The sequence below is a fragment of the Lysobacter sp. yr284 genome (genome assembly GCF_900107375.1).
Classification (GTDB): Bacteria; Pseudomonadota; Gammaproteobacteria; order Xanthomonadales; family Xanthomonadaceae; genus Lysobacter.
Map to the genome: position 1 here is coordinate 127,360 of NZ_FNPT01000011.1, position 14,391 is coordinate 141,750.

The window sequence follows — 14,391 nt, forward strand, 5'->3', positions numbered from 1 at the left end:
AAGTCGCGCCAGCCTAGCGTGTTCGCGCGACGCGGTCGCGTGCGCGGTTGCGCCTTCCGGCGACGGGTTCGGATCGGTGCGCGGGCGACGCCGGGAGTGCGCGGCGAGCCGAGCGCAAGCCATCGGGCCCGAAGGCCCCGTCACTGCGGCACGGCCGGGCCTGTCGGCCCGGCAAGACTCAGCCTTCTTCCAGCAAGGCCTTGATCGCGGCGAAGCCGGCCAGCGAGCGTTCGCGCTTGCGTTCGGCGTCGGCGACCGGGTCCGCGCCGTCGCGCTGCAGCTCGCCCGGCGGCAGTTCCTCGATGAAGCGGCTGGGCTTGAGCCGGATGCGCTCGCCCCAGCGCTGGGTTTCGCGCGAGTGCGACAGGTACAGCTGCTCCTTGGCGCGGGTGATGCCGACGTACATCAGCCGCCGCTCTTCGTCCAGTCGGCCTTCGTCGAGGCTGGCGTCGTGCGGCAGGTTGCCGTCCTCGACGCCGACGATGAAGACGAAGCGGAACTCCAGGCCCTTGGCCGCGTGCAGGCTCATCAGCCGCACCTGGTTGCCGGCCTCGCCCTTGTCGGCGTGCGACAGCAGCGCCAGCTGCGCGGCCAGCTCGCCCGGCCCCGAACCGCGGCCGCCGTCGAACCAGCCCGACAGTTCGGCCAGGTTCTCCTTGCGCCGCTGGTAGCTGGCCTCGTCCTTGCACTGGGCGCGGATCGAGGCGAGCAGGCCGCTGCGTTCGGCCAGCACCCCGACCAGCTCGCCGGGGCTGATGCGCTGGGCCTCGTCGCGCAGGAAGCGCACGATGTTGACGAAGCCGTCGAGCGCGTTGCCGGCGCGCGGGGTGAGCTGCTTGATCGCGTGGATCGACTCGGCCATGCGCGACATCGGCAGCTGCGCATGGCGCGACATCTCCGCCAGCTTGGCCAGCGAGGTCGCGCCGACCTCGCGCTTGGGCGCGGTGACCGCGCGCAGGAACGCCGCGTCGTCGTCGGGATTGGCCACCAGCCGCAGCCAGGCCAGCGCGTCCTTGACTTCGCCGCGCTCCAGGAACGCGGTGCCGCCGCTCAAGTGGTACGGCACGCGCAGCAGCTGCAGCGCCTTCTCCAGCGCGCGGCTCTGGTGGTTGCCGCGGAACAGGATGCAGAAGTCGCTCCACGGCGCATTGTGCTTCTGCTGCTGGAAGTGGATCTCGGCGGCGACCTTCTCCGCCTCGTGCGCGCTGTCGCGGCATTCCCACACCCGGATGCGCTCGCCGTCGGCCTGGTCGCTCCACAGGGTCTTGGGGTGTTCGTGCGGGTTGTGCGCGATCAGCGCGTTGGCCGCGCGCAGCACGCGGTTGCTGCAACGGTAGTTCTGTTCGAGCTTGACGATCTCCAGCGTCGGATAGTCCTTGCCCAGCTCCAGCAGGTTGTCCGGATTGGCGCCGCGCCAGGCGTAGATCGACTGGTCGTCGTCGCCCACGCAGGTGAACAGTCCGGCCGGCCCGGCCAGCGCCTTGAGCAGGCGGTACTGGGCGTCGTTGGTGTCCTGGCACTCGTCCACCAACAGGTAGCCGATGCGCTCGCGCCAGGCCAGCTGCGCATCGCGGTCGGCTTCCAGCAACTGCACCGGCAGCCGGATCAGGTCGTCGAAGTCGACCGCGTTGAACGTGGTCAGGCGCTTTTGGTACAGCTCGTACAGCGTCGCCGCCTCGATCTCGCGCGGGCTGCGCGATTCGGCCATCGCCTGCTCCGGCGACAGGCCCGCGTTCTTGGCGCGCGAGATCAGGTTGCGCATGTCGTCGAGCACGTCGGGCTTGGTCCCGGCCGGCAGCAGGTCCTTGATCTGGGCGTTGCTGTCGTCGCTGTCGAACACGCTGAAGCCGCGGCGCAGGCCGAGCTTGGCGTGCTCGATCTGCAGCAACTTCAGGCCCAGCGCGTGGAAGGTGCAGATGGTCAGCCCGTCGGCCGCGTCGCCGCGGATGCGCTTGGCCACGCGCTCGCGCATTTCCTTGGCCGACTTGTTGGTGAAGGTGATCGCGGCGATGCGCTTGGCCGGCATCCGGCCGGTGGCGATCAGGTGGGCGATCTTCTCCACGATCACGCGGGTCTTGCCGCTGCCCGCGCCGGCGAGCACGAGCAAGGGGCCGTCGGTGTTCAGGACGGCGGCGCGTTGGGGGGGATTGAGACCGTGCATGGGACGCCGCATCGCCGGCGGGGGCCGGGCTGGCCGGATAGTCTACCCGCCGCCGGCAGCGGCGGCGGCTCGGCCGACGGCGCGCTGCCGCTTGAGACGCTACGGGCGCCGGACGCGGCATCCATCGCGGACGGGCGACGCCGGACCCGCCTCGGCGCCGCGTCGCGCCGAACGCGCAGGCGCGGCCGCACCGGCGCCCGTACGCGCCCCGCAGCGCGCCGGCCCGCCGCGTCAAGTCTGTAGCCGCGCCGCCGCGCGGCCTACACTGCGCGCATGGCCAAGCTCTATTTCTACTATTCGGCGATGAACGCCGGCAAGACCACGACGCTGCTGCAGTCGGCGCACAACTACCGCGAGCGCGGCATGCGCACCGCGATCCTGACCCCGCGCCTGGACGACCGCGCCGGCACCGGCGTGGTCGCCTCGCGCATCGGCCTGCGCTCCGAGGGCGTGGCGTTCGAACGCGACCAGGACCTGGAGGCGTTGATCCGCGCCGACATCGCCGCGCGCGGCGCGCTGCACTGCGTGCTGGTCGACGAATCGCAGTTCCTCAGCCGCGCCCAGGTCTGGCAGCTCAGCGAGGTGGTCGACGCGCTGCGCATCCCGGTGCTGTGCTACGGCCTGCGCACCGATTTCCGCGGCGAACTGTTCGAAGGCAGCCAGTACCTGCTGGCGTGGGCGGACGAGATCAGCGAGATCAAGACCATCTGCCACAGCGGCAAGAAGGCGACCATGAACGTGCGCGTGGACGAGGCCGGCCGCGCCGTGCTCGACGGCCCGCAGGTGGAGATCGGCGGCAACGACCGCTACATCTCGGTCTCGCGCAAGGAATACAAGAAGGTCATGCGCGGGGAAGGCACGATCGAACCGCTGCAGCAACCGTTGCCGTTGTCGAACTGAGCGCCGGTCGCGCGGTCGTGGGAAGGCCTTCTGTGGCGGGGCCTTCAGGCCCGATGATTTTCGGTCGGGCCGTCGCGGACTGGGACAAGGGCGTCGGGCCTGAAGGCCCTCCCACAACGGATCCGCTCCCCGCAATCACCCTGCCTGCCGCAACGCCGCGCGGAAGAATTCGTCCAGTTCCTCGCCGCAACCGTGCCCCGGCGCCAGTTGCGGCGGCTGCGCCTGCATCCGCTCCAGTTCGGCCTCCAGGTAGTCGCTGATCGCGGCGATCCGCGGCCCGGCCTCGATCTCGGCGCTGCGGCGCTTGCGTACCAGCAGGGCGTCGACCGCTTCGCGCACCGGCCCGTGCGGCACGATGCGCTCCAGCAACCGTTCGAACTCCATCGGCGGCGCGCCGTGCCCGCATTCGATCCAGCGGCAGGCCAGCACCGGCCGCAGCACGTACAGGTATTTCTTGGTCCGCACCTGCTCGCCGCGCAGGTAGCCGCGGAAGTTGCCCCGGGCCATACTCAGGTAGTGGTGCCAGGTCGCCACCGGCGAATAGAACGTTTCCGCCAACCGGCGCAACCCCGCGCTCATCGCCGCGTCCTCGCGGTAGACCACCGGCGAGCGCAACCACTCCAGCAGCGTCGGGTTGGACTTGGACACCAGCCGCAAGGCCTTGCGCAGGTCCCAGCCGGCGACGTCGAGGTCGGTTTCGATCGGCAGCTCGATCACGTCGCGCTGCGGCTCGCCCGGGCCGGTGCGTTCGTTGACGGTCAGGTACCACGGCTGCCGGTGCACGTAGACGAAGCGCGCGTCGTAGTCGCTGTCGGGCGAGGAAAAGCCCCAGCCGCGGCTGCCCGATTCGCAGGCGTAGAGCACGCGCACGTCGTGCTCGCGCTCGATCGCCGCCAGCGCGTCGAGCACGGCGCGGCGCTTGTCCTCGGCGATGGGGTGGATCTCGTGCAGGCGGTCGGGTTCGGCCATGGCGATGCGGACGGCGGCGGCAACGGCCGGCCAGTGTAGCCGCGGCGCGGCTTCATCCTCGCCTCACCCGGCCCCGCCACTGTCGTATCGTTGCCCGACCCTTCCGCGCGCCGCCGCCCATGCCGACGATCCACACCGACCGCCTGACCCTGCGCGAGCTCGCCGACGGCGACGCCGGCTTCATCCTCGAACTGCTCAACGAGCCGGGTTTCCTCGGCGGCATCGGCGACCGCGGCGTGCGCGACCGCGACGGCGCGCTGCGCTACATCCACGACGGCCCCGCCGCCAGCTACGCGCGCCACGGCTTCGGCCTGTGGCGGGTGGAACTGCGCGACGGCGGCGAACCCATCGGCATCTGCGGCCTGCTGCGCCGCGATACCCTGCCCGACCCCGACCTGGGCTACGCCTTCCTGCAGCGCCACTGGCAGCGCGGCTATGCGGTCGAGGCCGGCGAGGCGGTGCTGCGCCACGCCCGCGAGGCGCTGGCGCTGCCGCGGGTGCTGGCGATCGTCAATCCCGACAACGCCGCTTCGATCAAGGTGCTCGAACGCCTGGGCATGCAGGCGCAGGGCACGATCCGGCACGGCACCGAGAACCGCGACGTGCGCCTGTACGCGACCGCCGAAGTCGCCGCGGGCGCGGACGCCGCGCCGGCATGATCGGCGCCCTCGCCCGCGGCCTGGCCTTGTCCGCCGCGCTCGCTGCGTGCGCGGCCTGCGCGCGCGCCGCGCCGCCGGCGCTGCGCGACGGAGACGTGATCTTCCACGCCTCGCGCTCGGCCCAGAGCCTGGCGATCCAGCGCGCGACCGGCTCGCGCTACAGCCATATGGGCGTGGTCCTGCACCGCGGCGGCCGGGCCTATGTGTTCGAGGCGGTGGAACCGGTGCGCTATACGCCGCTCGCCGACTGGATCGCGCGCGGCCAGGGCGGGCACTACGTCGCCAAGCGCCTGCGCGCGCCGCCGGACGCCGCACAGGTGCGGCGCCTGCGCGCGCAGGCCGAGCGGCTGCTCGGCAAACATTACGACCTCGCCTTCGGTTGGTCGGACCAGCGCATCTACTGCAGCGAGCTGGTCTACAAGCTCTACGACCGCGCCATGGGCGTGCGCATCGGCCGCTTGCAGCGCTTGCGCGAGTTCGAACTCGACGACCCGGCGGTGCGGGCCAAGCTGCGCGAGCGCTACGGCGCGCGGGTGCCGCTGGACGAGCCGGTGGTCTCGCCGGCGTCGATGTTCGACTCGCCGTTGCTGGAGACGGTGGCCTCGGGCTGAAGCCGGGCGCCGCGCAGGCGCGCGGCGCCGCCGGCCAGTTCGGTCCAGACCACGTAGACCGCGCCGTCGCCGACCGCCAGTTGGGCGAAGCCGGTGCCGCGGCCGCGGCCCTGCAGCCGCGCCACCCGCAACCGCTGCAGTTCGCGCGACAGGTCCGGCGCCAGCCGCGCCAACCACAGCGTCTGGCCGTCTTGCCGGTCCTCGCGCAGCCACAGCACCCAGGCGGCGTCGGCGCCGAGCGCGGCCTCGACCCGGCCCTGCACCGGCTCGCCGCGGTCGAGCACGACCGGCGCGCCGAAGCTAGCGCCCGCGTCGCGGCTGCGCGCCACCTGGACCTTGGATTCGCCGCCGGCGGCGGTGTACCAGGCGACGATCGCGTCCTCGCCTTGCGCCGCCACCGACGGGCCGTTGACCGGGCAGGCCGGCATGGTCCAGCGGTCGGCGTAGACGTGCCGCGGCGCGGTCCAGCCGCCGGCCTCGCGGCGGGTCGCGGCGATGTCGCGGATGTCCTGCGCGTCGCGGTCGCGATAGACCAGCAGCGGGCCGCGCGCGGTGAGCGCGGCATCGGTCTGGCAGCAGTCGCAGGTCATCGGGTCGAGTTCGGTGTCGAGCGAGCGTCGCAGGCGCGCGTCGAAACGCGCGGCGCGCAGGGTCATCGCGCCGCGGTGGCCGGCATGGCCGGCATGGCCGGCATGGCCGGCATGGCCGGCATGGCCGGCGGCATCGTGGCCTTCGCCGCCGCCGGTGCGGCGGCCGTCGAGCCAGGCCACGCCGATGCCGTCGGCGCCGTCGGGCCACAGCGATACGAAGCCGTGCTCGGTCGCGGTGCCGTCGTCGTTGACCTCGATCGGATCGGACCAGCTGGCGCCGCCATCGGCCGAACGGCTCAAGGCCACGTCGTAGGCGTAGGTCGCCGGCGCCGACTTGCGCAGCCAGTGCGCCCACAGCGCGCCGTCGGCGGCCAGCGCGATATGCGGGGTGTCGGCCCAGTTGACGAACCAGTCGCGGCCCTGGGCGATGGTGCGGGTCGCGCCCCAGGCGCCGTCGCGGCCGGCGCGGGCGAACTTGAGCGCATGCCCGCCGCGTTCGCCGGGCTCGATCCACGACAGCAGCCAGCCGCCGTCGGGCGCGGCGATCAGATCCGGCTGCGCAGCCGCGCCGGCGGCCGGCAGCGGCCAGTCGGACACGCGCCATTGCGGCGCCGGCGCCGGCGGAACTGGAGCCACGGCGGCCCCGCCCTGGACCGCCGCCGCGGGCGGCGGCGCGGCCGGCTGGCAGGCCGCCACGGCCAGGACGAGCGCGCACGACAGCGCGGACGGAAGCGACGGATGCATGGGCCAGGGCCGGTTCGGAACCGGGGTCATTGTGCGGACTGCGCCACCGCCGCGGTCAAGCGCCGCCGCGTCGCAGCCGCGGCGCGTGTGGCCTACCTCGCAGTTCAGTCGCGGCGCCAGACCAGGCAGCGGTTGTTGGCGGGCATCGCGATGTCCTCGTCCAGGCGCAGGCCGATGGCGGCGGCAAGCGCATCGACCGCTTCGAAATCGCGGATGCCCGAGACCGGGTCGCGCGCCTTCAGCCACGCGTCGAACTCGCGGTTGCTGTCGCTGGTGTAGCGGCCTTCGTAGTTGAACGGCCCGTACACGACCACGCTGGCGCGCTCGGCCAGCACCGTCGCCAGCCCGGCGAAGAACGCCTCGACCTGCGGCCAACCCATGATGTGCAGGGTGTTGGCGCTGAACGCGGCGTCGAAACCGCGCGTGCCGCCGTCGCGGCCGTGCGGCAGCGGCGGCGCGGGGGCGAAGCCCGGCGCGGGCTCGACGACCGCCTGCAGCTCCAGCGGCGGCGGCGCGTTCGGCAATGCCGCCGCGTCGAGCCAGGCGCGGATGCCCGGCAGATACGCGGCCGCGTCGGAGCACTGCCAGCGCAGCCACGGCATCGCCGCGGCGAAATGCACCGCGTGCTGGCCGGTGCCGCTGCCGATTTCCAGCACCTCGCGGCGCTCGGCGAAGCGTTCGCGCAGGACCGCGAGGATGGGGTCGCGGTTGCGGTCGCAGGAGGGCGAGTACGGGCGGTCGGTCATTGGGGTGGGGAAGGCGGCGGAGCGCTCACGCTAGCAGGACCGGGCGCGGTTCGCGGCGATCCGGGCGGAAAGCGTCGGGCCTGAAGGCCCTCCCACAAACGCATGCGTGGTTCGCCGTTGTGGGAGGGCCTTCAGGCCCGACGCCTTTCGATCAGGTCGCAGGCGCTCGATTCACCACCAAGGCCGCTGCGCGCTCAGCCCTCGCCCCGCGCCGCGAACGCCAGCCCCGATACCACCCCCAGCGACGGATCGCCGGCGACCAGCTGCGCCTGCGGGAAGCAGCGCTGCACCGCTTCGCGCACGTACGGCGCGCGCGACATACCGCCGGTGAGGAACACCACCTGCGGCGGCGCGTCGATCTGCGCCGATACCTCGCCGAGCAGTTCGGTCAAAAAGCCCAGGAAGCCTTCGGCCGCCGCGCTCAGGTCCGGCGCCAGCACTTCCTGGAACAGTCCAGTCTCGATGTAGTCCAGCGCGGCGCGGTTGCGTTCGCGCGAGCTCAGCTCGACCTTGGCCGCCTCCACCGCGCGGCTCAGGCGGGTGGTGTTGCCGGTGTCCTGCAGCGCGATCAGGCGCGGGCCGAACGGATCGGGCACGTCGCGGTAGGCGTCGCGGCGCTGGAAGTCGCGTTGGCGGATCACGTCGTGCACGGTCGCGGCTTCGACGAAATGGTGCGCCGGCACGCGCGTGGCGCCCTTGCCGAACAGCGGCATGAACCGCGACAGGCTCAGCGCCAGGTCGACGTCGACGCCGCCGCGGGCGATGCCCCACGAGCCCAGCACCTGCGGCGGCTGCGCGCCGCCGACTTCGGCCAGGGTGATGTCGCTGGTGCCGCCGCCGATGTCGACCACCAGCGCGCGGTGGCGCTGCGCGCTTTGGGCATGGTGGCCGAGCGCGGCGGCCACCGGTTCTTCGAGGAAGTCGACTTCGTCGAAGCCGGCGCCGGCCGCGGCCTCGCGCAGGATCTCCAGCGCCTGGTCGCCGCCGGCCGCGCCCATCGAGCTGCGGAACTGCACCGGCCGGCCGAGCACCGCCGCGCGCACGTTGGCGCCGAACTGCTGGCTGGCGTTGAGGCGGATGTGTTCGAGGATGTAGCCGGCGATGCCGACGATGGTCTGGCGCACGTGCGGCGCCAGCTGGTAGCCGAGCATCGACTTGGGCGATTGCACCAGGTTGCCGAAGCCTTCGATCAGGTAGGCCTCGACCGCTTCCTCGCCGTACACCGCGTTCTGCAGCGACGCGGCCGAAGCGCGCGCCTCGCGCACCTGCCGCTCCAGCCATTGCCGGCGCACCGCGCGCACCGCGTCGCGGCGCAGTTCGAGGTCGCTGCGCCGGGCCTGGCCGGGGTTGCGGTTCTGCTCGGCGCGCGCGCTGCGCACCAGCGCCTCGACGTCCGCCTCCATCGCGTCGTCGAGTTCGAACTTGTCGAGGTCGGGCACGGCCTCGGGGAAATACACCGTGGTGCGGAATTGGCGCTCCTCGCCGAAGCGCACGGTGCGGACCTGGCCGTCGATGACGGCGGCGGCGGCCGAATAGCTGGTGCCGAAGTCGATGCCGATCTTCATGGGAAGGCCTGGAATTCGCGGCGCGCAAGGATACAGGCTGCGGCCGGGGCATGAGTGAACCGCAGGGTTCCGCTTTTGTGGGAGGGCCTTCGGGCCCGACGCTTTCGCTCGTGTCGCGGCGACCTGACAGAAAAGCGTCGGGCCTGAAGGCCCTCGCACAAAAACTCGCCGCCACAAGCGGCAAAGTCGCTGCGCCCGCCACGCCGCCGTCTCACACGCTGAGACCCCGGTCGCGTACAACGAGACTGCACCCGCCCGCGCTCACGCTTCCGACCAAGCCCGCCATGTCCGCCCTCATCGATCCCGCGCACCACGACCTCGTCCCCGCCCACCCCAACGCGCGCAAGCCCGAGGGCGAGGACGCGCCGCTGCCGGCGCGCCACGGCGCCGCCCTGGCCGAGCGCCTACAGCGCCGCTACCGCAGCCGCATCACCGGGCACTTCACGATTCCGGGCCGCGAAGGCCGCTACGCGCCGCTGCCCGACGACCTGCCCGAACCGCTCAAGCAGGCGCTGCGCGCGCGCGGGATCGACCGGCTCTACAGCCACCAGGCGCAAGCCTGGCAGGCGGCGCAGGCCGGCGAGCACGTCGCCGTGGTCACCCCCACCGCTTCGGGCAAGTCGCTGTGCTACACCCTGCCGGTGGTCAGCGCGGCGATGACCTGCGGGGCCAAGGCGCTGTACCTGTTCCCGACCAAGGCGCTGGCCCAGGACCAGGTGGCCGAGCTGCTGGAGCTCAACCGCGCCGGCGACCTGGGCGTGAAAGCCTTCACCTTCGACGGCGACACCCCCGGCGATGCGCGCCAGGCGATCCGCCTGCACGGCGACATCGTCGTGTCCAACCCGGACATGCTGCACCAGGCGATCCTGCCGCATCACACCAAGTGGGCGCAGTTCTTCGAGAACCTGCGCTATGTGGTGATCGACGAGGTCCACACCTACCGCGGCGTGTTCGGCAGCCACGTCGCCGGGGTGCTGCGCCGGCTCAAGCGCATCTGCGCGTTCTACGGCGTGCGCCCGCAGTTCATCCTGTGCTCGGCCACCATCGGCAACCCGCAGGCGCACGCCGAGGCGCTGATCGAGCAACCCGTGCGCGCGATCCTCGACTCCGGCGCGCCGACCGGCGACAAACACGTGCTGCTGTGGAACCCGCCGGTGATCAACGCCGATCTCGGCCTGCGCGCCTCGGCGCGTTCGCAGAGCAACCGCATCGCCCGCATCGCGATCAAGGCCGGGCTCAAGACCCTGGTGTTCGCGCAGACGCGCCTGATGGTCGAGGTGCTGACCAAGTACCTCAAGGACGTATTCGATTCCGACCCGCGCAAGCCCGCGCGCATCCGCGCCTACCGCGGCGGCTATCTGCCCACGGAGCGGCGCGAGGCCGAGCGGGCGATGCGCGACGGCCGCATCGACGGCATCGTCGCGACCTCGGCGCTGGAGCTGGGCGTGGACATCGGCAGCCTCGACGTGGTCGTGCTCAACGGCTATCCCGGCTCGGTCGCCGCGACCTGGCAGCGCTTCGGCCGCGCCGGCCGCCGCCAGCAGCCCTCGCTGGGGGTGATGGTCGCCAGCTCACAGCCGCTGGACCAGTACGTCGTGCGCCATCCGGACTTCTTCGCCGACGCTTCGCCCGAACACGCGCGCATCGCCCCCGACCAGCCGCTGATCCTGTTCGACCACATCCGCTGCGCCGCGTTCGAGCTGCCGTTCCAGCAGGGCGAGCCGTTCGGTCCGGTCGATCCGGAGGTGTTCCTGGAAGCGCTGGCCGAGACCGGCGTGGTCCACCGCGAGGGCGAGCGCTGGGAGTGGATCGCCGACAGCTATCCGGCCAACGCGGTCAGCCTGCGCTCGGTCGCCGACGGCAACTTCGTCGTGGTCGACCGCAGCGACGGGCGCCAGGCCATCATCGCCGAGGTCGATTACTCGGCCGCGGCGCTGACCCTGTACGAAGGCGCGATCCACATGATCCAGTCGGTGCCGTACCAGGTCGAGCGGCTGGACTGGGACGGCCGCAAGGCCTACGTCACCCGCACCCACGTCGACTACTACACCGACTCGATCGACTACACCAAGCTCAAGGTGCTCGAACGCTTCGACGGCGGCGACGCCGGCCGCGGCGACAGCCACCACGGCGAAGTGCACGTGGTCCGGCGCGTGGCCGGCTACAAGAAGATCCGCTATTACACCCACGAAAGCATCGGCTACGGCCCGGTCAACCTGCCCGATCAGGAGCTGCACACCACCGCGCTGTGGTGGCAGCTGCCGCAAGGCGTGCTGCTGTCGCGCTTCGACTCGCGCCAGGACGCGCTCGACGGTTTCCTCGGCGCCGCGCACGCGCTGCACATCGTCGCCACGGTGGCGGTGATGGCCGACGCGCGCGACCTGCAGAAGTCGGTCGGCAACGGCGACGGCGCCTGGTTCGCGACCCAGGACAAGGACGGGCGCGGGCAGATCCGCGCGGGCGACGGCGGCGGCGAAGGCGGCGCGGCGCTGGCGCTGGTCGGCGAAGTGCAGCAGTTCGTGCCGACGGTGTACCTGTACGACAATTTCCCCGGCGGCGTCGGCCTGAGCGAACCGCTGTGGCTGCGCCAGGCCGAGCTGGTGACGCGGGCGCGCGAACTGGTGCAAGGCTGCGACTGCCGCGCCGGCTGCCCGGCCTGCGTCGGCCCGATCCTGGCCAGCGACGAGGACGGCGTCGGCGCCACGCCGCGCACGCTGGCCTTGCAGGTGCTGCGCCTGCTCGAGGACGCCGAGGCATGAGCCTGGACCTGGCCAGGCTGCGCGCGCTGCAACGGCAAGCCGGGCGCAGCGATGCGCCGGCCCGGGACGATCCGGCGGCGGGACGCGACGCGGGCGCGGCGATTGCCGACCGGCGCCGCGCCTATCCAGCCGCGGCCGCGACGACGACGGCTGTCGCGCCGACGGCGATCGCGCCGGCCATCGTCGTCGGCGCCGTCTCGCCGGCGACAGGCCCAGCCAACGCTGCGGCCGACGCCGCCTCCAGCGTCCTCGGCGCCGACGGCGTTTTCGGCCCCGACGGCCTCGTACCGAGCCGCCCGCAACGCACCGACCTCGACGCGCTGCGCCGCCTGATCGCATTGCGCGAACGCAAGCCGGCGAATCCGGGCGCGTCGAACGCGGCCGCGGCCGGCGCCGCACAGACGCTCGAACGCAATCCGGCGGCGCGGCCGCGCGCGACCGCACGCGACGCCGCGCCCGCGCACGGCCTGGGCGCGGTGACGGCCGACCGCAGCCTGCCCGGCGAAGAAATCGCCCCCGGCCTGCACTTGATCCAGTCCCACCTGCCCCTGCCCGGCCCGCGCGAGGCGCTGTCGCTGGCCTTCGCCAAGCGTCCCGACGACCGCCTCGACCCGCGCCGGCTGCTGTTCTTCGACACCGAGACCACCGGCCTGGCCGGCGGCACCGGCACCCGCGCCTTCATGATCGGCGCGGCCGACTGGCACGACGATCCCGTGCTCGGCGACGGCCTGCGCATCCGCCAGCTGATGATCTCCACGCTCTCGGCCGAAGCCGCGATGTTGCGCGAGTTCGCGCGCTGGCTGGCGCCGGACACGGTGCTGTCGAGCTACAACGGCCGCTGCTACGACGCCCCGCTGCTCAACACCCGCTATCGCCTGGCGCGCATCGCCAATCCGCTGAGCGGGCTGGATCACGTCGACCTGTTGTTCCCGGCGCGGCGGCTGTACCGCGGCGTGTGGGAGAACTGCAAGCTCGCGACCCTGGAACGCGAACTGCTGCGGATCCTGCGCGAGGACGACCTGCCCGGTTCGCAAGCGCCAGCGGCGTGGCTGCAGTTCCTGCGCGGCGGCTCGTCCGCGCTGCTGCGGCGGGTGGCCGCGCACAACCACCAGGACGTGGTCACCCTGGCCGAACTGATGCAGCGGCTGGTGCAGGCGTATGCGCAGGCGCAAGCCGAAACGGCGCTGCCCGAATCCTGAGCCCGCGCGTTGCGCTGTCGTGGGAGGGACTTCAGTCGCGACGCTTTTCGATCGCGGCGGAAACGAAAGCCTCGGCACTGAAGCCTCTCCCGCACGGCCCGACCGAGACGCCGACCGCGCGGTAAACAATCGATACACGAGTATTCATCGCGCTTGTATAGACTCGCCCTGCCTCGCAGCGACGGCACGGTCGCGACGCATCGCGGCAACGCGCCAGACATGGCCTTCGCCGCCGCGCCGTTGCCGCGATGCCGGCCTTCATGCGCCGCACACGCCGCCGGCCCCAGGCTCGCGGCACTCCCGTCCATGCTTCACGCAGGAGCCTCGCCATGTCCTCTCCGATCTCCCTCCGCCTTGCGCTGCCGGTCGCCGCGCTGGGCCTGATCCTGTCCGCCTGCGCCACCCCGATCCCGCCGACCAACGTCAGCCCGACCTGCAACGCCGAGGCCGCGCGCTGGGCCATCGGCCGCTCGCCCGACGCCGCCACGGTCGACCGCATCCGCACCGAGACCCACAGCCGCGACGTGCGCGTGCTGACCCCGGGTTCGGCCGCGACCATGGACTACCGCCAGGACCGCATCAACGTCGACGTCAACGACCGCGGCGCGATCACCGGCCTGCGCTGCGGCTGAGCCGCGCCCGCAAAAATCGCGGCTCGTCGCCCAAGACTTCGAGCCCACGGTGGGAGGGCCTCAGGGCCCGCTGCGTTTCGTCTCGCTCTAATCGAAACGCAGCGGGCCCTGAGGCCCTCCCGCGGCGGCGCCTGACGCTGCTGTTACACAAGATCGCAAACCGGCGCTCGCCATCTGAGGCATCGGCCCGCAAGCCACGATCGCCTTCGATGGCGCAAACCCGCGGAGGAGGCAGGGCCTTGGGACCGGCTGCGTTTCGTCTCGCTCTAATCGAAACGCAGCCGGTCCCAAGGCCCTGCCCGGCCAATCCACCGCGCTGTGCGCGCAGTCGCGGATCGGCCAACGCGACTTGATGCGTTAACTCGCGACACAGCCACCCTGGCGCAGGCTCGCCTGATCGCGCGCCCCGCGCGCCTCGCGAAGGAGTCCGCCATGTCCGCACCGACCGTCGCCGCCCGCCGCATTCTTCCCGCCCTGTGCCTGGCCGCCGCACTGCCGCTGGCGATGAGCGCCTGCGCCGGCGCGCGCCCGGCCGCCGAGATGCCCAGCTCCGCCGAACAATCCGCCGCCGCCGGCCAGACACCCGCCGAACCCGCCGCGCCGGCCCAGCCCGCGCCGCTGCCGCCGCGTCCGAGCTGCAACGCCGAGGCCGCCAAGGCCGGCGCGATCGGCAAGCACGCCGACGCCGCCACGGTCGAACGCGCCCGCACCGCGGCCGGCGGCCGCACCGTGCGTGTGCTCAAGCCCGGGCAGGCGATCACCAAGGAATACCTCGACGGCCGCGTCAACGTGCGCGTGGACGAGAGCAACGTCGTCGTCGATGTCGGCTGCGGCTGAGCGTCCGCCGCGTCGGGGC

At 72.4% G+C, this 14,391-nt stretch carries 12 protein-coding genes; 7 read left to right on the forward strand and 5 right to left on the reverse strand.

Annotated features, from left to right (window positions below; all coding sequences use genetic code 11):
* Positions 1-178: 178 nt before the first annotated feature.
* On the reverse strand, positions 179-2,161 hold the full coding sequence (locus BLV01_RS16515) for a UvrD-helicase domain-containing protein (RefSeq protein WP_091802073.1): 1,983 nt from the start codon (positions 2,159-2,161) through the stop codon (positions 179-181).
* 273 nt (positions 2,162-2,434) lie between these two features.
* Between BLV01_RS16515 and BLV01_RS16520 the strand changes: the two genes are divergently transcribed.
* Positions 2,435-3,061 (forward strand): thymidine kinase, encoded by a 627-nt coding sequence (locus BLV01_RS16520; protein ID WP_091802077.1) that lies wholly within the window; start codon positions 2,435-2,437, stop codon positions 3,059-3,061.
* Positions 3,062-3,196: 135 nt separating this feature from the next.
* On the opposite strand, the gene BLV01_RS16525 is transcribed toward BLV01_RS16520, so the two are convergent.
* Positions 3,197-4,012: a nucleotidyltransferase domain-containing protein gene (locus BLV01_RS16525; RefSeq protein ID WP_091802169.1), complete on the reverse strand. Its 816-nt coding sequence runs from the start codon at positions 4,010-4,012 to the stop codon at positions 3,197-3,199.
* Positions 4,013-4,149: 137 nt separating this feature from the next.
* Between BLV01_RS16525 and BLV01_RS16530 the strand changes: the two genes are divergently transcribed.
* A complete protein-coding gene (locus tag BLV01_RS16530) occupies positions 4,150-4,689 on the forward strand; it encodes a GNAT family N-acetyltransferase (RefSeq protein ID WP_091802080.1) in 540 nt (179 codons plus the stop codon).
* Positions 4,686-5,300 (forward strand): YiiX family permuted papain-like enzyme, encoded by a 615-nt coding sequence (locus BLV01_RS16535; RefSeq protein ID WP_091802082.1) that lies wholly within the window; start codon positions 4,686-4,688, stop codon positions 5,298-5,300. The genes BLV01_RS16530 and BLV01_RS16535 overlap by 4 nt, the downstream gene beginning before the upstream one ends.
* Here the strand turns inward: BLV01_RS16535 and BLV01_RS16540 are convergent.
* The 3 genes from BLV01_RS16540 to BLV01_RS16550 all read right to left on the reverse strand — a co-directional run bounded on the left by BLV01_RS16540 (position 5,210) and on the right by BLV01_RS16550 (position 8,945).
* Entirely contained in the window at positions 5,210-6,634 is a 1,425-nt protein-coding gene (locus BLV01_RS16540; protein WP_091802083.1) for a sialidase family protein, read from the reverse strand. The two genes, BLV01_RS16535 and BLV01_RS16540, sit on opposite strands and share 91 nt — an antisense overlap.
* 104 nt (positions 6,635-6,738) lie before the next feature.
* Complete coding sequence (locus tag BLV01_RS16545; RefSeq protein WP_091802086.1) at positions 6,739-7,380, reverse strand: DUF938 domain-containing protein; 642 nt, start codon at positions 7,378-7,380, stop codon at positions 6,739-6,741.
* Between the two features lie 194 nt (positions 7,381-7,574).
* Complete coding sequence (locus BLV01_RS16550; RefSeq protein WP_091802090.1) at positions 7,575-8,945, reverse strand: Hsp70 family protein; 1,371 nt, start codon at positions 8,943-8,945, stop codon at positions 7,575-7,577.
* Positions 8,946-9,229: 284 nt separating this feature from the next.
* Between BLV01_RS16550 and BLV01_RS16555 the strand changes: the two genes are divergently transcribed.
* From BLV01_RS16555 to BLV01_RS16570, 4 genes are all read left to right on the forward strand, one after another.
* Positions 9,230-11,704: a DEAD/DEAH box helicase gene (locus BLV01_RS16555; protein ID WP_091802093.1), complete on the forward strand. Its 2,475-nt coding sequence runs from the start codon at positions 9,230-9,232 to the stop codon at positions 11,702-11,704.
* Positions 11,701-12,903 (forward strand): ribonuclease H-like domain-containing protein, encoded by a 1,203-nt coding sequence (locus tag BLV01_RS16560; RefSeq protein WP_091802097.1) that lies wholly within the window; start codon positions 11,701-11,703, stop codon positions 12,901-12,903. Before BLV01_RS16555 ends, BLV01_RS16560 begins: the two co-directional genes overlap by 4 nt.
* A 329-nt stretch (positions 12,904-13,232) precedes the next feature.
* Positions 13,233-13,535 (forward strand): I78 family peptidase inhibitor, encoded by a 303-nt coding sequence (locus tag BLV01_RS16565; RefSeq protein WP_091802101.1) that lies wholly within the window; start codon positions 13,233-13,235, stop codon positions 13,533-13,535.
* A 432-nt stretch (positions 13,536-13,967) separates the two neighbouring features.
* Positions 13,968-14,372, forward strand: a complete 405-nt coding sequence (locus tag BLV01_RS16570; protein ID WP_175486022.1) for an I78 family peptidase inhibitor — start codon at positions 13,968-13,970, stop codon at positions 14,370-14,372.
* The last annotated feature ends 19 nt before the right edge of the window (positions 14,373-14,391 follow it).